Origin of the sequence: Enterobacter cloacae complex sp. 2022EL-00788 (assembly GCF_026627565.1) — a bacterium.
Classification (GTDB): domain Bacteria; phylum Pseudomonadota; class Gammaproteobacteria; order Enterobacterales; family Enterobacteriaceae; genus Enterobacter; species Enterobacter pasteurii.
Window position 1 is genome coordinate 157,516 of record NZ_JAPNMC010000001.1, and the last position, 18,699, is coordinate 176,214.

An 18,699-nucleotide genomic window follows, 5' to 3' on the forward strand; every position below is an offset into this window, starting at 1 on the left:
CAACCTTCTTTTTCCAACACACCCCAGCAGAGTAACGTTTTCAGAGCAAACCGCAACGCTGTTTACTGCGCTGTTCCGCCTCCTGGTAAAGCGAAAACTCGTCATACACCGCACAGCCCAGCGCCGCTTCGAAGGCGTTGCGGCTGGCATTACCGTGGCTGCGCGCCTGCGTTTCGTTGCCGAGATTCGACTGGAATATCCCCGCCGCGCTGACCGGCAGAAAATCCTCATAGGTGATAGGCTGCGCCACGACCCAGCCGCGCTCGATCAGCGGCTGCGGATCGTCACCTGCACGAAACGCGTGGCGATGCGCCTCGCCTGTCGGGGTCAGACGATAGCGGAAGTAGGCCAGCCCCTGGCGGCGCAGGAACATTTCGCTGTCCGGGAAGGCGCTGAATACCTCGCGCAGGTGAAGCTGATGGGCCAGGTTGTCTTTGCCGGTCCCCGCCTGATTCAACAGGCTATCGTACAGCTCGCGGCCTTTCGGCGTTAGCGCCACGCCGCGCTGCTCAATTTCACCGAAACGCGCGGTATGGGTTCCCTTATGTTCACCCGCAAAAAGCACCGGCTCTTCCAGCGCCTTAAAGCTGGTCTGGCGCAGGAGGATCGGCACCTCGCGACGCGGCGGCCCTTCAATCAGAATTTTCGGCTCAATACCGTATTTCGGCATCAGCTCCTGCACCCGGTCGATATCCAGCGTGCGCGGCGTGAGATGGTTAATATGGCAACCCGGGAAGCAGACCACGTCGGCGATCAGGCGGTGTTCGTTGCTCAGCGCCAGGTAGGTTTCCCTGTCGACCGTCGCGTGGCGGTGCCAGCGGAAGGTTTCCAGCGCCTCCTGCACAAATTCCCGCGCCTGCGCCCCGGTAAAGTGTCCCTGCGCGTCATGCAGGTCGAGCAGCTCAAGGCAGCGCGGCGTAAAGATGTTGCGGCGGGAGAGGATCTCCGCCGCCCTTTCGCGCAGCTCAGCGTTCCCGATTAACTCCAGGCGCAGCAGCGAAGTGAAAATGCGAAACGGATTGCGGCACAGCGCGGCATCCTCAACCGGACGAAACGCCGTCGAGTGGACGGGAACGCCTGCCTGGGAGAGATCGTAATAGCTGACCGGGTACATGCCCATAATGGCGAAGATCCGGCGCAGGGTGGAAAGCTCCTGCGCGGTGCCGACGCGGATCGCACCGTGACGTTCAACATTCAGGCGCGCCAGCTCGTCCGCATTTGCCAGTTGTTCATGTAAAAGTGGGTTATTTTCCAGAACCGCCAGGTTAACGTCCGCCACCAGTTCCAGCAGCGTGCCGTACTGCGGAACTTCCTGCTGGTACATCGCCGACATAGCCTGCGAAAAGTGTTCCCGAATATCATCAGCCGTGATGGTGTTCGCCATGATGTCATGCCTCCAGTGAATACTACCTGGAGTGTAGAGAAGCCCGTTCCTTTCGTCGGGAAGAATTTACGAATTGTGATCCAGACAGACGAGTGGTCAAAGCATGGGCATTTTCGAAAAACGGTTGTAACTCAAATAGATCAAATGTTAAAAATATTTTGCTATCAGGTTATCAAATTCAAACATCTTAACTTGTCACCTGCGTCGCTCTGTTTTTAACATCGCCTATGGAAAAAAATGCTCTTTTCAGTCAGCGCATACGCTTGCGCCATTTGCATACTTTTGTAGCCGTCGCTCAACAGGGAACGCTGGGGCGAGCGGCTGAAACCCTTAACCTCAGCCAGCCCGCGCTTTCAAAAACGCTGAACGAACTGGAACAGCTTACCGGAACCCGGCTGTTCGATCGCGGTCGCCTGGGCGCGCAGCTTACGCTTATGGGCGAACAGTTTCTGACGCATGCCGTTAAGGTTCTGGATGCCCTCAACACCGCCGGTCAGGCGCTGAACCGCAAAGAAGAGCCTGCCAGCGACATCGTGCGCGTGGGGGCACTTCCCACCGCGGCGCTGGGCATTCTTCCCGCCGCGATTGGCCAGTTCCACAGGCAGCAAAAGCACGCCACGCTTCAGGTGGCGACCATGAATAACACCATGCTGCTGGCTGGGCTGAAGTCGGGCGAGCTGGATCTGGGTATCGGCCGGATGTCCGACCCGGAGCTGATGAGCGGCCTTAACTACGAGCTGCTGTTCCTGGAATCACTGAAGCTGGTGGTGCGTCCAAACCATCCGCTGCTGCAGGATACCGTGACCCTGAGCCGCGTCATGGAGTGGCCGGTGGTGGTCTCACCCAAGGGGACCGTTCCGCGCCAGAATGCGGAAGCGCTGCTGCAAATGCAGGGCTGCACGCTTCCTTCAGGGTGTATTGAAACGCTTTCGGCGTCGCTGTCGCGCCAGCTCACGGTAGATTATGACTACGTGTGGTTTGTGCCGTCCGGCGCGGTGAAGGACGATCTGCGTCGCGGCGTGCTTACGGCGCTGCCGGTCACGTCGCCCGGAGCGGGAGAACCGATCGGGATCCTGACGCGGGTAGACGCCCCGCTTTCCGACGGCGCTCAAACGCTGCTAAGCGCCATTCGAAAATCAATGCCTCTCTGACGCGATGCTCAGAACCCGCCGCGAAGGCGGGTTTTTTTGACCTAAAACGTTTCCCAGTTATCCCCTGAAACGGCAGCCGCCGGAGCCAGCGGCGCGGTTTTTACCGCCGGGGCAGCGGTCGCGGGCCGTCCTGCGCGCGAGCCGGCGAGACGAAATGCCCCGACGGCTTCGGTCAGACGTGCGCCCTGCTCTTCAAGCGATGCCGCCGCCGCGGAGGCTTCCTCCACCAGCGAGGCGTTCTGCTGCGTCACTTTATCCATCTCGGAAATCGCCTGGCTCACCTGAACAATGCCGCGGCTCTGCTCGTCGGACGCCGCCGCAATCTCCAGCATGATATCGGTGACGCGCTTAACCGCCTCCACGATCTCATTCATGGTATTGCCCGCGGCAACCACCTCGCCGGATCCCTGATCGATAAGCGACACCGATTCACTAATCAGGCTTTCAATCTCCTTCGCGGCGTTCGCGCTGCGGCTGGCCAGCGTACGGACTTCGCTCGCCACCACCGCAAAGCCGCGCCCCTGCTCGCCCGCACGCGCCGCTTCTACCGCCGCGTTGAGCGCCAGAATATTGGTCTGGAAAGCGATGCTGTTAATCACGGCGGTAATTTCAGAGATCTTCTTCGAGCTGGTGGAGATGTTGCCCATGGTTTTCACCACGCCGGAGACCATCTGTCCCCCGCGGCTGGCCTTACCGGAGGCATCTTCCGCGAGTTTGCTCGCATGGTGCGCGTTATCGGCGTTCTGCTTCACCGTCGCGGTGAGCTGTTCCATGCTGGCGGCCGTCTGTTCGATGGCCGCCGCCTGCTGCTCGGTGCGGGAAGAGAGATCGGTATTTCCGGCAGAAATCTCGCTGGTACCCCGGTAGATCTCCTCCGCCCCCTGCCGCACGGTGCTCACGGTGCTGACCAGCGCGTGCTGCATGGTTTGCAGATCGTGCGTCAGGCGGCCGATTTCGCTGCGCCCGGTCGGTTCGTCCGGCAGGGTTAAATCACCCTTCGCGATATTCCCGATGCGCGTCGCGGCTCGCTGCAGCGGGTTAATCACCGTGCGGCGCAGCACCACAAAGGTAATCACCGCCAGCGCCAGCGACAGCCCAAAGGCGCCGAACATGAAGATCAGACCTAACCGGGTGCGGGTGTGTGCCTGCGCCGTCAGGGCGTTTGCGCGGTCGGTGCGAATTTTTATCGCCTTCAGCAACACCGCGTTATAGGCATCGTCCAGCGGGCGCGCGGTTTCGTTCTCATGGTTGATGATGGCTTCAAACATGCCGTTTTTGGCGTATTTAAGCATCGGCTGCATGCCGGCAATGTAGGCGTCGTAGCGGGCTTTCAGATCGCCATCCAGCGCTTCATCCGCCGGAGTGCGAACGGTGCGCTTCATATAGGCGGCAAATCCATCCTGCGATTGCTTCAGGCGGGTTTCGGCCTCGGCGATGTTTTGCTTCATCGCCTCCATTTCCGCAATACGGCTCGCCGCCCCGGCGTGGATCATGTTGATGCGGGCGGTGCGTAAATGGTTAGAGCTGTTCGATAGGCCGGTACGCACCTGGATTTCTGCCGTGACGTCCTGCTGATCGTTGTCGGCCTGAAGCAGGAAATAGCCCGCCAGGCCCGAGCTCAATGCAAACAGGAGAATAATGCCACCGAGAATGGAGGAAAACAGCGGAACCAGCCGGATGTGATGCAGAAAGCTCAGCCTGTGCTGCGCCTGCATTGATGTTGTGTTGTCCATGACCGTCGACTCTCTTATAGGTAAGATGCGTAAAAACACGCCTGTAAAATAGTCATCGGCACGGCCGGGGATTAGATTACGCCTAAAAGCGCCAGACAGGTCACACTTTAGAGAAGTTCAGGGAAGAAAGGCCAGCGGCAAAAACCGCTGGCAGAATAATTAGTTGTCGCCGAAGTGAATAACGGTACGAATGGATTTACCTTCGTGCATCAGATCGAACGCTTCGTTGATCCGATCCAGCGGCAGGCGGTGGGTGATAAACGGATCGAGCTGAATTTTGCCCGCCATGGCATCTTCAACCATTCCCGGCAGCTGCGTACGGCCCTTCACGCCGCCAAATGCCGAGCCGCGCCAGACGCGCCCCGTCACCAGCTGGAACGGACGGGTTTTGATCTCCTGACCAGCCCCGGCCACGCCGATGATAATGCTCTCGCCCCAGCCCTTATGGCAGCACTCCAGCGCCGAGCGCATCACGTTGACGTTGCCGATACATTCAAAGCTGAAGTCCACGCCGCCGTCGGTCAGCTCAACAATCACCTCCTGAACCGGCCTGTCGTAGTCTTTCGGGTTAACAAAGTCGGTCGCGCCCATTTCACCCGCCAGCCTGAACTTCTCCGGGTTGGTATCAACGGCAATGATACGGCCCGCCTTCGCCTGTACCGCGCCCTGGATAACCGCCAGGCCGATGCCGCCGAGGCCGAACACCGCCACGGTGTCGCCCTCTTTTACCTTCGCCGTGTTATGCACCGCGCCGATACCGGTAGTCACACCGCAGCCGAGCAGGCAGACTTTATCCAGCGGCGCCTGCGGGTTGACTTTCGCCAGCGAGATCTCCGCGCAGACCGTATATTCGCTGAAGGTGCTGGTGCCCATGTAGTGATAGATTGGCTCACCGTTGTAGGAGAAACGGGTGGTGCCGTCCGGCATCAGGCCTTTGCCCTGGGTGGCGCGTACGGCTTGACAGAGGTTGGTTTTGCCGGATTTACAGAACTTACACTCGCCGCACTCCGCGGTGTACAGCGGGATCACGTGGTCGCCGGGCTTAAGGCTGGTCACGCCTTCACCCACTTCCACCACCACGCCGCCCCCTTCGTGCCCGAGCACCGCCGGGAATACCCCTTCCGGATCCTCGCCGGACAGTGTAAACGCATCGGTATGGCAGACGCCCGTATGGGTGATCTTGATCAGCACTTCGCCTTTTTTTGGCGGCGCCACATCAATTTCAACAATCTTCAACGGCTGGCCTGGGCCAAACGCGACAGCTGCGCGAGATTTCATAATGTCTTTCCCCTGTTGTGTGGTGTGTGGGTTTATTTTAGATAAGAGCGCAGCAAATGGCCGACTTCTGCCATACGCGCGGCCCGCTGATCCGGGGTTGTCTCTCCCGCTACCAGCTCATCTTTGAGGTGAATTTCGACCATCTCCCCCATCAGGCCATTCGCCGCACCGCGTACGGCCGCGATCTGCTGGAGGATAGCCAGGCAGGGCTCGCCCGATTCCAGGGCGCGTTCGAGGGCATCGACCTGGCCCCGAATACGGCGCACTCGCGTGAGGATACGTTTTTTGTCTTCAGGTGAATGTGGCATATGCCCTCCTTATACTATAGGGGGGTATTGTATATCTTAAAGCAACTTTATGTAAACATTAAGTTTTATATGGTTATCAGTCACTTACTCGGTATACACAAAAGGCACTATCGGACATAAAAGGACTTTTTACTGCCCCTATATTGCCCCCAAAGCGTATTTTGCCCCCAAATTTGCCCCCAAAATTCACGCTTTTGCGTAGCTCCTTCCAGTTTCGAAAACCTCCGCTTTACGCATCTCAAGCTGATCAGCATAATCACCCCGAATCCGTTTGTAAGACTTAACCAGCGCGCGCTACTTTTTCTCCCTGCCCTATACTTTCAGTCTGACTGACTGGAGGTTTCTATGTGTGGACGTTTTGCACAAGCCCAAACCCGTGAAGAATATCTTGCTTACTTGGCCGATGAAGCCGATCGCGACATCGCATACGACCCGGAACCAATTGGCCGGTACAACGTCGCGCCTGGCACCAAAGTTCTGCTGTTGAGCGAACGCGACGAACAACTGCACCTCGATCCGGTGTTCTGGGCTATGCCCCCGGGTGGTGGGATAAGCCGCCATTAATTAACGCGCGCGTCGAGACCGCGGCCACCAGCCGAATGTTTAAGCCTCTCTGGCAGCATGGCCGGGCGATCTGTTTTGCGGATGGCTGGTTCGAATGGAAAAAAGAAGGCGACAAGAAACAGCCCTACTTCATTCACCGCGCCGACGGACAACCAATATTCATGGCAGCGATCGGCAGCACGCCATTTGAGCGCGGCGATGATGCAGAAGGCTTCCTGATAGTTACGTCTGCAGCTGACAAAGGCCTGGTCGATATTCACGACCGTCGGCCACTTGTTTTGTCGCCAGAAGCCGCCCGGGAGTGGATGCACCAAGATATAGGCGGGAAAGAAGCTGAGGAGATAGCCGCAGACGGTACTGTGCCAGCTGACAAGTTTATCTGGCACGCCGTGACGCGCGCCGTGGGTAATGTGAAGAACCAGGGGCCGGAGCTAATCGAGGCGTTACAATGAAAAGTAAAAGAGACCAGACGCGTCTGCAATGAGCGAGGAGCAGCCATTCATCTGGTATAAAAGACAATGTCGCTTAAGTCATCGATGCTACACATTTAACCACAGTCATCCGCGTAAGTACTTTTATTCATGGTAAGACGTTTCACTTCAACACCCCCCACTCTTTCAATAACCAGTTCATCAATGAAGCTTCGTCGTTAAAAGATTTATATGTACTGCCCTTTTTGCCTCCACGTGGGCCAAAGGTCGCGATACTTACTGAAAATCCGTCGTTATTTTCCGATTTACATATCCACATATGTAAGGTGTCGCCGTAGTCATAGCAATAATGTGCATCACCATACTTGCTGGTCTGGCTGGGTTCTTGGTAGTTCCAACGCCCTTTAAACTGCTCATTCTGCGCAGCCAACTCATCTGACAGGCGCCTCGTGGCCTTTGCTTTCGGATGGTTAGCTAGATCCGCCGTGCCGCTCTTCATTTTGCGGATCTGATCAGCAATAGATCCCTCTGATGAGAAAGATGCTTCCTGCTGCGTCTCTGCGGCCTTTTGTCCCGCAGCAATACCATTTTCGGACAACGACAACTCGAGAGCTGCAATTTTCTCGCCGCGTGCCTTATGGGCGCGTACAACGGTGTTATAACGGTCTATCATGCCGTTGTAATCTGCTTTGAGAATGGAAAGCTCACGACGCAACTCAGCAACCAAAACGCTGCTGGCGGAGTCGCTCTTAATTTGCAATAAGCTGGCCGGGTTTATGCACTGCTCCTGCATCGCAGCAGCAAGCATTTTTAATGCTTGCGCGGCCTCATTGGCACTGGAGTTGTTAAACGCCAATTGCATGAACTTATTCAGTTTAGTATCCATGGACTATCTACTTTGCATCCAAATAGTGGAGTAGGTGATATTGTGCTGATAACCGCCTATCCAAGTTTCAGCGCCTAGTTCCATATCGTTATAAACCTTGTCTTTTGCTTTATAGCTCTGATATGAATTAACAGCGGTATAATCCGCGACCTCGCTTCCTTTCACAATGATCACCTTAACCAGAAAGTCCACGACACCAGTATAAGTCCCTACAAAACCACCAACTCTTTAACACTTTATTCACTATAAAAAATAACTTTAGATTAAATTACATTGAGAAAATTAAAGGGTCAATATAAATGGTGCTGCGATGATGCGTATTTACATTTGATCAATGGCACTCATAGTGAATCGTCACGCTGATTGAAACAGCTGTAACTGTCGAACGCATAATGTATTCATTAGTGTCCGCTGCTGGCACAAAGCGGACCAAGACATCAGGAATACTTATCGGACTCTTAGCAGATCTGTATATCTCGTCGTATATCGAGGCGACAGCATTTCTCGCTTCATCTGCCACTGTTGCTGAATGCCCTGCCCGGCAAAGTAGAGCGTTCCTCTGCCGTCTCTGGAATTGAGTTGATCAAGAACCTCCATCAGTTTATCACTACCGGGCCGCGGCGCGTTTTCATCGAACAAGTTGAGCTGGGCTACCCCCTGACTGAAGAAATCACCCATCATAATTCCAGCTTTCTGGTACCGATGGCCATCCTTCCAGATTTTGTCCAAGCATTTTACCGCGGCGTTTATTATGTCGCGAGAATCCTGAGTGGGGATAAGAAGCTTAATGGACGCACTGTTACCGTAATACGGCTCGTTAAGCGCGAATGGAGAGGTTTTCACGAATGCAGAGATAAAGCGGCAATACTGATGCTCACCACGAAGTTTTTCAGCACCGCGGGCAGCATAGGTGCAGATGGCCTGACGCATCTGTTCATACTCGGTAACGCGTTCGCCAAAAGACCGGCTGCATACGATTTCCTGCTTTGCTGGCGCAAACTCTTCCAGCTCAAGACAAGGCTCGCCGCGCAACTCCCGAACGGTTCGCTCCAGCACGACATTGAAGTGTTTGCGAATAATCCATGTGCTTTGTTCTGAGAGGTCCAGAGCCGTTTTAATGCCCATGGCGTTAAGCTTCTTACTGATGCGGCTGCCAACGCCCCATACGTCCTCAATGGGTACCAGGGCAAGGAGTCGGCGCTGGCGATCGATGTTCGATAAATCAACTACTCCGCCGGTCTGGCGCTGCCATTTCTTGGCGGCATGGTTGGCCAGCTTAGCGAGTGTTTTGGTCTGCGCAATGCCAACCCCAACCGTCAAGTGTGTACGCTTAAGAACCGTCGCGCGGATCTCTTTGCCAAACTCCGTCAGGTCCCGGCAGTTTCGCACTCCGGTCAGATCACAAAAAGCTTCATCGATACTGTAAATTTCGACGCGGGGGCTCATTTCCTCAAGCGTCGTCATTACCCGGTTCGACATGTCGGCGTAAAGCTCATAGTTGCTGCTGAAGCAAACAACGCCAGCGCGCCGGAAAAGTTCCTTTTGCTTGAAGAATGGCTCCCCCATAGTAATTCCGACCGCTTTTGCTTCTGCGCTGCGTGCGATTACACAGCCATCATTATTTGAGAGAACGACAACCGGCCGCCCTCTCAGGTCCGGCCTGAATACAGTCTCGCATGATGCATAGAACGAATTCACATCACAGAGAGCAAACATATTCAGCTCGCAGATTTAACGATGAAAGTCACGACGCCGAAAACGTCGAGCGTGTCCTCGCTGCCGACAATTATCGGTGAGTACGCGCTATTCATTGGAATGAGCTGGACGGTCGGGCGTAGCTGCAGGCGCTTAACTGTAAACTCCCCTTCTACCGCGGCGATAACGATATCACCATGCGCAGCATTCCGAGAGCTGTCCACCACAAGCAGATCGCCGTCGCTGATCCCTGCCTCAATCATCGAGTCGCCTGCAGCCTTGACGAAATACGTCGAGCTTGGGTGGGACACTAGTAACTCATTGAGATCGATACGTTGTTCAACGTAGTCAGCAGCTGGGCTCGGGAAACCACACTGTACTAAGTCGCTGAAAAGCGGAAGAGCGATAATTTCTCGCAGTTCTGCTGGCCTGGTGAATTCCATTGCATGCGCCTCAAGCACTGTTTTTATATACAGTAGTTTTTGCGAGCGAACAGATCAAGCCGATACATTTTTATTTGATTGTTATTTCGCCGCTTCGTTTATAACATCGCGCCGCTGTAGGAAATTTTGATTTGTAAATTTTTGCAGTTGGAAAGCAAAAATCCGGGTGCCTGCCGACATCAGCCAGGCCCCGTAAGAAATGAGGAAAATCCTTGAAAATACGCACCATTTCCGTGGTGGGTAGTTACTTTATAGATACCAGCCTTAAGGTTGTCACGGAAATATTTGTGATTGATTTCTCAATACTTTAACGCAAACTACCCCGTTGAAGGTTCACTTAAATTATCTTGTTCCTCCACTTAATGTATATGACTTTTCCTAGCTAAACCTCTCATTAACCTTTCATTTAGAATGGTTATGCTTCCATACAATTTCACTTAGGCACGGAAAGCCCAGGGAGGGTAGCCATGGAAGCTGATATGACGTTGTGCGCTGCAGTTCTTCAGTTACTTTGTGATGGATTTGGAAAGGATGACCCAGTATCAAGACGTGAAGCCTGCCTGGCATTGTGTGAATCACTGGAGAGCTATGACAGAGTTATGGAAAGGCTGGCTGCTCAGTTTCTGCTGGATATAGTTTACATTCCTAATCGTTCTACCGGGAGAGAGATGCTATTCCCCGTGCTTCACTATGGAACGCTAAAACTTGTCAGGGCAAAGAGTGCCGGGCATGTGCTAAGCGCTAATCTTGCACCTATGCGTCGCCAATAATTTCTCGCTGATTTTTTGTCTAAGCTAACTGTGCAAGCCGTTTTTACTTTAGACGCCTTGTTTTTTCCCCCTGGAATTGACAAGAAAAAGATCCAGAAAGGATCCTTAGCTATCATTTTATCGCCTGAACTGCGACAGCCGCCGCCTTTAACGCCTCTACAGTGCCCTCCAACTCCTCCACCTTGCTTATTAGCGCCTTGAATCCTTCCACATATAGCGCAGAGAGAGCTGAATAGTTCACGCTTAACGGATCCTCAATTGGATTTCCCTGCTTGTCGTAGACTTCACCACCAGCCTTTATGACTGCTTCTGGCAAAACCTCCGCAACCTCCTGCGCGTAAAGTCCAGCACTGCGCGCGGTGATTTCTGGCGTAACATTCATGGAATATGCGATTCCATTAAGCATTTTCAGCTTCGTAAGTGGATCATTTATCTGATTTGCGTAGAATTTTGCTCTAGCATCTGATGTCTGGTTCATCGTTACGCAGGTAAACTTGCCATCAGCTCCGAATGTGAAGCTATAGCCATTTGCACCACCATTATCGTTATTATCAGGTCTTAGGCGAATTGAGCCATCTTTGCCAGCATAGATAACCCCGCGAGATGAATTCCCTCCCGCACCGTAAAACCACACGTGGGCGTTCTGTGTATCGCTGGAAGCCCATACGTTTGATGATGTTACGGCTCTTAATGAGCCACCGGCGTTAATGGTGCCTGAGGCAGTTATGCTGTTCTGGCAGGTGATAGGATTACGGAACTCAAAACTGTCACCGATAAAAGTGTATTTTCCAGCATAGAAAGTGAAATCCCCTTTCCCCATCCCTCCATGAGAATTGCCACCGCACAGGATGCGAGCATCATAATCATTAGTTCCTAGATAATGGAAATCAATATAGCTTGCAGATGATGGTTTTTTTTCACCAACCTCGATACTTCCAAATCCTGCCGTCGCTGTATCACCTAGTTTACTTAAAAGATACACCCATGACGGCCCTGTATATGATGAACCATCAGGACGAGTTATTGTTACATTACCGTTTTCAGTTAATAACTTCTGCCAGTTATTTTCATTATTCAATGATAACCGTATGGCCTCAGCCACCTGGTCAGAAAGCGCGGACGCGACAGAGTTTTGAGCGCGGCGCGGAATTAATGTCCATGCGATACCGTTAATTGTAGGACCGGTAAATTTACGCAATAGCGTAATGCTTGTATCACTGCTTACCTTATCAACAGGTAACGTGTAAGGAACTGTCCCGACTTCGACGTAGATGAAATCACCGGGTGTTACCTCTGTAAGGAATTTGGAACCCACGCCAGTTAATGCCGTTGAGTTATTCACTAAATTAATAGTGCCGTTAGCCATTGTCTTACCCCATAAAAAATCCCGCTCACTGGCGGGATATAGAGAATTAATAATTACAGTTGGGTGAATGAACCAGAACCGCGCATGATTAACATCGACGGCGATTTTATTGCAACGCCCCCACCGTCTGATTTTGCAGAGATTGAACAATCCACAATTCTTGCTGACGTTCTGGCAGAAAAAATAATGGCGGCGCAATCCGTCGTACTGTAGGCGGAAACACCTTCATTCCCTAACTGAATTACAAACTGTTTTGATACGCCGCCTATAGTAACTGTGACCTGTCCTACACCGGCTTTAGATGGCTTATATGAATCAATCATACACATGACTAATATCTGCTTATCTAATGCTGTTGTGGCGCTGTCTGTGTATCTGAAAGAACGAGTTACAGCTGCAGCGCCAGAAGTCATTCCAGTATCAGCAAATACATAACCATTAGCAACATCGCCTATGAATGACTTGGCTTCTATAACCCCTGAGAATTGACCGTTTGTTGCATATACTGTCCCTCTGAACGTTGCGTTATTAAACTCAGCCTCGCCATTTTTACCGATGTACCATCCGCTAATTCCTTTCACATAATTAAGTGAGTATATCTCGTTGCCAATTTTGGCATTGGTAATGGTCCCGTTACCAATGAATGCTTCCTTCAGAATGGCCTGACCATTCACAACAGCAAAAACAAGCTCGTATTTTCCTGGTGTACTTCCTGTATAGATACCGAAAGTATCAGCCGCAAAAATAACGGTCGATTTATAGCCACCACCTGATTGCGGTTCGATCCCAAAGGCCATGCCACAGTTATACTTCACGCCGTTCTTGTCGACACCAAGATTCAGGGTGTAGAACGCTGCAGCCGTGCCGTCTGACTTAACATATGAATCGAATTTCTGGTTCACTCCTGCGGTAAGCTCGCCAATCGAGGCGTTTACTGATGTTTCAAGTTTAGAAACTGCCTGCTGCGCATCTGCTGCGGCCTGCCTGACCTCAAGAATATGCGCATCCTGTGTTTCAAACTGGGCCCGTACACTGGTGGTCAGTTCAGCCATTGCTCTGTCTACTTCAGCAATGGTGGTGGTCACCACCAGAATTTCGGCCTTAACCTCGCCGTACTGTTCCCATTGACGGAACGATACCTTACCTATGGCCAGCGAGTTATTCAGGCTCGCTTCTAGATTCGAATTGATGCCCTGATTAAAGTGATCCCACACTCCTGAGTTTTGAATTTCCTCGTCGATGTCACCAATCAAATCTGAAGCATCCTGATTGGTAACTCCTTTCACCCAATCAGTCCAGTCGCCCACGTTACCGATACGATCAACAAGCCTCGCGCGATACCACTGACTTACGCCTGCTTTCATTGGTCCGTGCTGATATGTTGCTGAGGGATAGGCCAGCAAGGTTAGTTGTTGAGGGTTCTGGAAGTCAGACGTGGTGGCCCGCTCAATTTCCGTATAAGCAGTGTCACCTGAACCTTCAGGAAAGCCCCATGCCAGGTCGATATTCCACACAACGTTATCGGTGGCGCGAAAGTTGGTCGGGGTGCCTGGCTTGCCCTGTTTACCTGAGAGGAAAGTATTTTCGGCATAGCCCCACGGTGATGACGTTTCCTGCGCATTTAGCGCCCTTACCCTCACATCGTATGAGCCTGAATAAATCCCCTCAACAGAGAAGCCCTGGGCGCTCGTAACCGGAACGTTTATCCAGTCGCCGCTATCCTTACGCCACTGTGCAATATAGCGGATAGCTCCATCTACCTTACTCCAGGAAACATACATCGTCGCCACAGTCAGCCCCTGGGCGACATAATCAGTCTCCTGAATAACAATGTTTTCAGGTGCACTGAGAACATTAATCGGTGTAACTGTGATCGGAGGGCTTTCGATACGCACGCCGTCATCGATGTAGCGATATTTCTCAGGGTCGTGCTGAATTGCCGAAATGGTGAAACCGCCTGTTTCATCGTCGTTAGCGGCAACAGACATCACCCTAAAATACTGAATAGCTACCTTGTCGCTGTCGATAGCCCATACAGCTCCGTAAACGGGCGTCTGGCTGTATGCAGTTGTCAGGGTTACCGTATGCTCTTCGTTGTCTACGGCCTCAATGGTGCGCGACTGGGTGGTACCATCAGGCATGTTCATAACCAGACGAGCACCGGCCTCATAGTCAATGGCGCGATCGAGGGTCACGACCCGCCCCTTAATCGACTTCATACGCCCTCCGTTCTGGATACCAGCACGGAACGGATCGGCAACCCCTATCACCTGCGACGGTAACGGTATGTAGCCGTCGAGCCCGACACCAAATGTCACTGAGCCGTCTTTAACGCTCGACAGCAGCGCCCAGCGGCCGCGTCGGTGCGCCTCACTCTGTTTTGTGCAGCCTATAGCCGTAAGCGTGAGCTGGTTAATCTGGTAACGCTCAACCAGGGCAGAGTCATAGACCCCTTCCACCGTGTCGCTGTAATGGTTGACAGGGTCAGACCATGACACCAGGCATGAGGAATAACGTTTTTTGTAGCTGCCGCCAGCGTAAGAGAATTCGCCGTTGATAACGTTTGACGCGGTATAAACCCAGTCAACATTATCCTGCGGCACGTCAGCTTTAACAAAAAGCTGCTCGTTGCCCCAGAACGTGATCCCGCGAAATACCGCTGCCAGGTCGTTAAGTACCGTGTAGGCGTCCTGCTGGCTCTGAATAAACACATTGCAGGTGAAACGCGGTTCTGTGCCGCCCGCGCCGTCAGAAACCGATTCATCGCAATATCGTGCAATCTCGTAAAGCTCCCACTTATCAACCATGCTGGCATCAATGCGCGAACCCATACCGTAAATTTCATCAAGCAGGAGATCGTAAAAAATCCAGGCAGGATTATTGCTGTACGCCCATTTAAAACCGCCCGACCAGCTACCGGAGTAGGTGCGATACACGGAATCATAGTTATCAGGTACGCGAATGATTTTGCCCTTAGGCTTACAGGTTATCTTCGGCGCAGATCCATTAAACTGGCTGGCATTAACCTCAATGTACAGCAGCGCGGTATTGGGATATCGAAGCTTACTGTCGATTACCTCAGCGAAAGAAAAGACGCTAAAGCCGTTAACCAGTTTTGAATCCGTCGAATCAGGAGTAAGGCGACGAACCCGAACAGACCAGCCGGTAGAGGACTTAGGAAAATTTATCCGGTGATCCCGCTGATACTCTGACGTGGTTTTTCCGTCAAATTTACCCCTAACTACTTCCTGCCAGTTCCCTCCATCGGTTGAAAGGTCAATGGCGTACTCGGTTACAGTACCAACCATGTCTCCGTTATTCTTATAGCGGTACTGAACTGGCAAACTCAGCTTAATTCTGACGGCATCAAGCGCCAGATTTGTAAACTGTCGGGTCCACGATACCGATTCACTTACGACTACCCCAACCGCCAGTTCGTTATTCACCTCAGGCAAGCCGGGAATGTATTCCTGGTCCTGTGTGCCGGTACGAAATTCCCAGGTAACGCCCTCAAAGTTGTACGTGCCGTTAGCATTCGCCAGTGGGGTATCGTTCAGGTAAATATCCTGGGCAGTCAAATTGCCCTGAATCTCACCTTCAGAAAGGGCCACCAGCATTTTTAAACGGGCTTCAGACAGTAAATCGTCTGGTTGCTCAACGGGTGTGCGCGCGCTTCCACCACCGCCCTTTCTTCCTGAATACGGGATTTCCGTGAATGAGTAGTTCATATTGCACCCATAAAAAAGGCCACCGAAAAGGTGGCCAGTCAGAAATTGATGGTTAATGCTGATCGCTGGAGAACATTCCTGCGCTGATAATCGCGCCGCCGATTTCCCGCTCGCCATAGAGCACCGGAACGGGATAACCCATCGATACGGTATTTACCGGAGCACCGAAGGCATAGTTAGGCTTGTTGTCACTGCTGGATGATGCGCCCACGTTGAAATCAGGCTGCGGCGTCAGCATCTGCACCACGCCTCCAAGAACCATGCTCAGGCCGATTGAGGTTAGGGCTGTGACAGCGGCACCTGTTGCCGTAGTTGCTCCCAGCGCAGCCCCCCACAGCGCCAGTGAGCCGCCAGCTGTAAAGAATGCTGCAGCAAGCGCAGCCGCGCCTATAACGACCTGAAGGAATCCACCCCGCTTTGCCCCTTCAATAACAGGCTCAATACTGAATACCTCCCCTCCGGCGGTCATATCAAACTCGTCAATCCCGATATTGTTGCGACCGCTGAAAAATGCGAAGCGAATACCGTTCATATGCGCCTCGCTCATGTATTTCCTGAACCCCGACACCTGCGAACACATCGCCCTGAGCATTTCGCGCAGGTCTGCCACATGAAACTGGTGAGTTTTACCGAACTTTTTCGCCATGCGGCCTTTAAGAATCAGCGTTTTTTTCAAGGTTTACTCCTTTGTGTCTTACCACGCGTACAGTCCGATCACGGTAATATTTGCCATAAGGCACGCGCGTTGATAGCTGCCCGAACATATGATGAAGCATCTGGTTGTCGCCCAGATAAATCGCAGCGTGATTGGTTACAGGGGCGCTGACCTGCATCATGATCATGTCGCCAGGCTGTATCTGACTGGATGGCACTTCATAGAACCCTTCGCGCACCCAGTTATCGTCGTAGCGGTTTTCCTTCGCATCAATCCACCACTCGTAGTCGACAGAGTAATCCCCCACAACCACGCCGTGTTCACGCAGGTAATATTCACGGATCAGCGACCAGCAATCAGCGTATCCCAGCAGCCACTGGCGACCGACATAATCGCGTTCGTCACGCGGTGAAATCGTGCAAAAATCCCCGTCAGGCCAGGACATAATCCCCCACTCAATCCCTGACCAGTCGCACTGGATACGGTCGAATTCAGACGGTATCAGTCGGGTGACATCAGGATGAGAATGGATAACCATGATGATCTCACCCAGTTTTTCAGCCGCACGTCGGTCATCGGGTGACATCGTGAAAGTTTCAGTCGGATCACTGGACACGTTGCGACAGGCAACGTATTTCTGCCCCATACTCGTTTCAACGATCACGCCGCAGGCCTCTTTCGGGTACTCAGCCGCGACGTGTTTACGTATTGCGTCCATCAGGCGTTTACGCATGCTATTTCCCCTGTAAATTTGCCGCAGGAAAGCCACCGAAAGGAAGTGGGTTGTCCTGTCCAAAGCGATCCCTGCAATCCTGCATACGACCGCCGCACACATCCAGAGCAGGGTTATCAGTTGGCGTGCCGTCTTTCTGAAAATACTTCGTGCCGTTGTAGTCGCAGCCGTTACCTGTGCGGTACCAGCCCCGGAGGCACCATGTACACACGGGGAGAATTTGCCTTGCCGGCAACTGGAGGTTCTGAATATCGAAGGGGGAGCACAGTTCAAAATCGACCTGTACGCGCGATTCTGCGGTTCGGGCACTGATATAGAAAAGCTGCACACGTTCTTCGTTCGGGTTTGCGTTAGGATTGCCATGCACCCAGTTAGCGGCATCCAGATATTTAGCGAACGTGGTATGAATGCGGACCTTAGCCTTCACCATGTCGTCATACTGCAAACAGAGCGCCGTGACGTAGTTAGATATATTCCCTACTGAAAGAGTTGGTGTCGGCTGCGGGCCCGCCCCCGATAATTCCAGCCCCGTCACCTCATAGGGATGCGGGTCGTATTCGTTACCCTGCCAGATGATCGATGGGAGATTGACAGCGGCAAACGATGCCCAGCCTTCGGAGTGGATATTGTAAGCGTGGAAGCGAAGCACTTTATCCATCCCGAAGGATGTTCCATCAACCTCGATTAGCTGGATTTTTTCGCCAGGCTCCAGCGCCTGGAAATCAGCATTTAGCCCCATAAATTTTACCCATAAAAAAACCCGCCGAAGCGGGTTTGTGTTTTAACCTGAGTTCTTTACTGGCACTTAACCTGTTTCAATGATTCAAGCTGATTGAGTCGCGCCTGTGCCTTTTTTCTGGCATCACTTTTAGCCATTCCGTTACCAATGCCAAAATCACCCAGCACGCCTAAAACTGTTCTGCCATCAAATTCACCTGTTGACTCGATTTCTTGCTGAATACTGTGCGTTTTAGCAATTTCCTGTTTGATGGCCTGACAGTCGAATGCAGAAGTCTCTTCCCCTGTGACCGAAGGGGCCTGAGGATATTGCTTAGTAGCACAAGCAGACAGGAATCCAACACTTAAAACCAGAAGCGCTAACTTTTTCATTAACAAATAACCCTAAATTAATTCACATATTTTTATTTTAAAGCGGCTCGCATGGTACCAGTCACTTCTAAACCAGTCATAAACCAAACTCATAATCAATAAAAATCATGGTGCAAAGGCTTGTTTGAATGTGAATGCCAGTGAGACAACTTTACCTGAGATAAACGATGGTTTTATTGAGTCAGGTTTCACCCGGTAAAGTTTTTTCTCCCCCCACGGATTCGACCACCAGAACGACTGGTGAGCATGGGAGTGGAGAAACGCCCGGATAGCCGCAACGTCCTTTTTCTTTCCCGTCCAGGTCAGCTCCCATTCTTCCGCCACGTTGTTAATCCCGTTAACCGCCACCTGTTCATACCCGTCTCCGAATTGTGAGGTCAATAGATTAACTACTTCGTTCGCACTTGGCGAAACTTGTGTTGCCCACGAGAATGTTTTTGACATAACACATCTACCTCTAAGCA

The 18,699-nt window shown here is 52.3% G+C and carries 16 protein-coding genes and 1 pseudogene; 3 read left to right on the forward strand and 14 right to left on the reverse strand.

From position 1 onward, the window contains the following. Positions 1-40: 40 nt before the first annotated feature. Positions 41-1,384, reverse strand: a complete 1,344-nt coding sequence (locus OWK27_RS00735; RefSeq protein ID WP_267589553.1) for a VOC family protein — start codon at positions 1,382-1,384, stop codon at positions 41-43. A gap of 227 nt (positions 1,385-1,611) precedes the next feature. Between OWK27_RS00735 and OWK27_RS00740 the strand changes: the two genes are divergently transcribed. Continuing rightward, on the forward strand, positions 1,612-2,535 hold the full coding sequence (locus OWK27_RS00740; RefSeq protein ID WP_148419492.1) for a LysR substrate-binding domain-containing protein: 924 nt from the start codon (positions 1,612-1,614) through the stop codon (positions 2,533-2,535). A gap of 41 nt (positions 2,536-2,576) precedes the next feature. Here OWK27_RS00740 and OWK27_RS00745 read toward each other — a convergent pair whose 3' ends face one another. The 3 genes from OWK27_RS00745 to OWK27_RS00755 all read right to left on the reverse strand — a co-directional run bounded on the left by OWK27_RS00745 (position 2,577) and on the right by OWK27_RS00755 (position 5,854). Beyond that, positions 2,577-4,268, reverse strand: a complete 1,692-nt coding sequence (locus OWK27_RS00745) for a methyl-accepting chemotaxis protein (protein WP_267589554.1) — start codon at positions 4,266-4,268, stop codon at positions 2,577-2,579. 159 nt (positions 4,269-4,427) lie between these two features. Further along, positions 4,428-5,546: an S-(hydroxymethyl)glutathione dehydrogenase/class III alcohol dehydrogenase gene (locus tag OWK27_RS00750; protein WP_148419490.1), complete on the reverse strand. Its 1,119-nt coding sequence runs from the start codon at positions 5,544-5,546 to the stop codon at positions 4,428-4,430. 32 nt (positions 5,547-5,578) lie between these two features. Then, a complete protein-coding gene (locus tag OWK27_RS00755; protein ID WP_176610369.1) occupies positions 5,579-5,854 on the reverse strand; it encodes a metal/formaldehyde-sensitive transcriptional repressor in 276 nt (91 codons plus the stop codon). Between the two features lie 345 nt (positions 5,855-6,199). Here OWK27_RS00755 and OWK27_RS00760 point away from each other — a divergent pair. Further along, a pseudogene (locus OWK27_RS00760) lies at positions 6,200-6,870 on the forward strand (SOS response-associated peptidase family protein). A gap of 142 nt (positions 6,871-7,012) precedes the next feature. Here OWK27_RS00760 and OWK27_RS00765 read toward each other — a convergent pair. From OWK27_RS00765 to OWK27_RS00775, 3 genes are all read right to left on the reverse strand, one after another. Further along, positions 7,013-7,735: a hypothetical protein gene (locus tag OWK27_RS00765; RefSeq protein ID WP_267589555.1), complete on the reverse strand. Its 723-nt coding sequence runs from the start codon at positions 7,733-7,735 to the stop codon at positions 7,013-7,015. Between the two features lie 447 nt (positions 7,736-8,182). Beyond that, positions 8,183-9,451 carry a Y-family DNA polymerase gene (locus OWK27_RS00770; protein ID WP_267589556.1) on the reverse strand — a complete coding sequence of 423 codons (1,269 nt, stop codon included), beginning with the start codon at positions 9,449-9,451 and terminating at the stop codon, positions 8,183-8,185. Between the two features lie 2 nt (positions 9,452-9,453). Then, the gene (locus tag OWK27_RS00775) at positions 9,454-9,873 is read right to left on the reverse strand and encodes a translesion error-prone DNA polymerase V autoproteolytic subunit (protein WP_267589557.1); all 420 of its coding nucleotides are present in this window, start codon (positions 9,871-9,873) and stop codon (positions 9,454-9,456) included. Between the two features lie 467 nt (positions 9,874-10,340). On the opposite strand from OWK27_RS00775, the gene OWK27_RS00780 reads away from it, so the two are divergent. Continuing rightward, entirely contained in the window at positions 10,341-10,643 is a 303-nt protein-coding gene (locus tag OWK27_RS00780; protein ID WP_267589558.1) for a hypothetical protein, read from the forward strand. Between the two features lie 112 nt (positions 10,644-10,755). On the opposite strand, the gene OWK27_RS00785 is transcribed toward OWK27_RS00780, so the two are convergent. From OWK27_RS00785 to OWK27_RS00815, 7 genes are all read right to left on the reverse strand, one after another. Continuing rightward, entirely contained in the window at positions 10,756-12,009 is a 1,254-nt protein-coding gene (locus tag OWK27_RS00785) for a tail fiber domain-containing protein (protein WP_267589559.1), read from the reverse strand. A 53-nt stretch (positions 12,010-12,062) separates the two neighbouring features. Beyond that, positions 12,063-15,737, reverse strand: coding sequence for a host specificity protein J (locus tag OWK27_RS00790; RefSeq protein WP_267589560.1), 3,675 nt, complete (start codon positions 15,735-15,737; stop codon positions 12,063-12,065). 52 nt (positions 15,738-15,789) lie between these two features. Continuing rightward, the gene (locus tag OWK27_RS00795; protein WP_267589561.1) at positions 15,790-16,413 is read right to left on the reverse strand and encodes a tail assembly protein; all 624 of its coding nucleotides are present in this window, start codon (positions 16,411-16,413) and stop codon (positions 15,790-15,792) included. Then, positions 16,391-17,125 carry a C40 family peptidase gene (locus OWK27_RS00800; RefSeq protein ID WP_267589562.1) on the reverse strand — a complete coding sequence of 245 codons (735 nt, stop codon included), beginning with the start codon at positions 17,123-17,125 and terminating at the stop codon, positions 16,391-16,393. Before OWK27_RS00800 ends, OWK27_RS00795 begins: the two co-directional genes overlap by 23 nt. A gap of 1 nt (position 17,126) precedes the next feature. Next, the gene (locus tag OWK27_RS00805) at positions 17,127-17,864 is read right to left on the reverse strand and encodes a phage minor tail protein L (protein WP_267589563.1); all 738 of its coding nucleotides are present in this window, start codon (positions 17,862-17,864) and stop codon (positions 17,127-17,129) included. A gap of 56 nt (positions 17,865-17,920) precedes the next feature. Further along, a complete protein-coding gene (locus OWK27_RS00810; protein WP_118282643.1) occupies positions 17,921-18,235 on the reverse strand; it encodes a hypothetical protein in 315 nt (104 codons plus the stop codon). Between the two features lie 105 nt (positions 18,236-18,340). Beyond that, the gene (locus OWK27_RS00815; protein ID WP_267589564.1) at positions 18,341-18,679 is read right to left on the reverse strand and encodes a phage tail protein; all 339 of its coding nucleotides are present in this window, start codon (positions 18,677-18,679) and stop codon (positions 18,341-18,343) included. Positions 18,680-18,699: the final 20 nt, after the last annotated feature.

Coding starts and splice junctions, on each gene's coding strand:
- OWK27_RS00735 (WP_267589553.1), bottom strand. CDS start 1,384: ATGGCGAACACCATCACGGCTGATGATATTCGGGAACACTTTTCGCAG.
- OWK27_RS00740 (WP_148419492.1), top strand. CDS start 1,612: ATGGAAAAAAATGCTCTTTTCAGTCAGCGCATACGCTTGCGCCATTTG.
- OWK27_RS00745 (WP_267589554.1), bottom strand. CDS start 4,268: ATGGACAACACAACATCAATGCAGGCGCAGCACAGGCTGAGCTTTCTG.
- OWK27_RS00750 (WP_148419490.1), bottom strand. CDS start 5,546: ATGAAATCTCGCGCAGCTGTCGCGTTTGGCCCAGGCCAGCCGTTGAAG.
- OWK27_RS00755 (WP_176610369.1), bottom strand. CDS start 5,854: ATGCCACATTCACCTGAAGACAAAAAACGTATCCTCACGCGAGTGCGC.
- OWK27_RS00765 (WP_267589555.1), bottom strand. CDS start 7,735: ATGGATACTAAACTGAATAAGTTCATGCAATTGGCGTTTAACAACTCC.
- OWK27_RS00770 (WP_267589556.1), bottom strand. CDS start 9,451: ATGTTTGCTCTCTGTGATGTGAATTCGTTCTATGCATCATGCGAGACT.
- OWK27_RS00775 (WP_267589557.1), bottom strand. CDS start 9,873: ATGGAATTCACCAGGCCAGCAGAACTGCGAGAAATTATCGCTCTTCCG.
- OWK27_RS00780 (WP_267589558.1), top strand. CDS start 10,341: ATGGAAGCTGATATGACGTTGTGCGCTGCAGTTCTTCAGTTACTTTGT.
- OWK27_RS00785 (WP_267589559.1), bottom strand. CDS start 12,009: ATGGCTAACGGCACTATTAATTTAGTGAATAACTCAACGGCATTAACT.
- OWK27_RS00790 (WP_267589560.1), bottom strand. CDS start 15,737: ATGAACTACTCATTCACGGAAATCCCGTATTCAGGAAGAAAGGGCGGT.
- OWK27_RS00800 (WP_267589562.1), bottom strand. CDS start 17,125: ATGCGTAAACGCCTGATGGACGCAATACGTAAACACGTCGCGGCTGAG.
- OWK27_RS00805 (WP_267589563.1), bottom strand. CDS start 17,864: ATGGGGCTAAATGCTGATTTCCAGGCGCTGGAGCCTGGCGAAAAAATC.
- OWK27_RS00810 (WP_118282643.1), bottom strand. CDS start 18,235: ATGAAAAAGTTAGCGCTTCTGGTTTTAAGTGTTGGATTCCTGTCTGCT.
- OWK27_RS00815 (WP_267589564.1), bottom strand. CDS start 18,679: ATGTCAAAAACATTCTCGTGGGCAACACAAGTTTCGCCAAGTGCGAAC.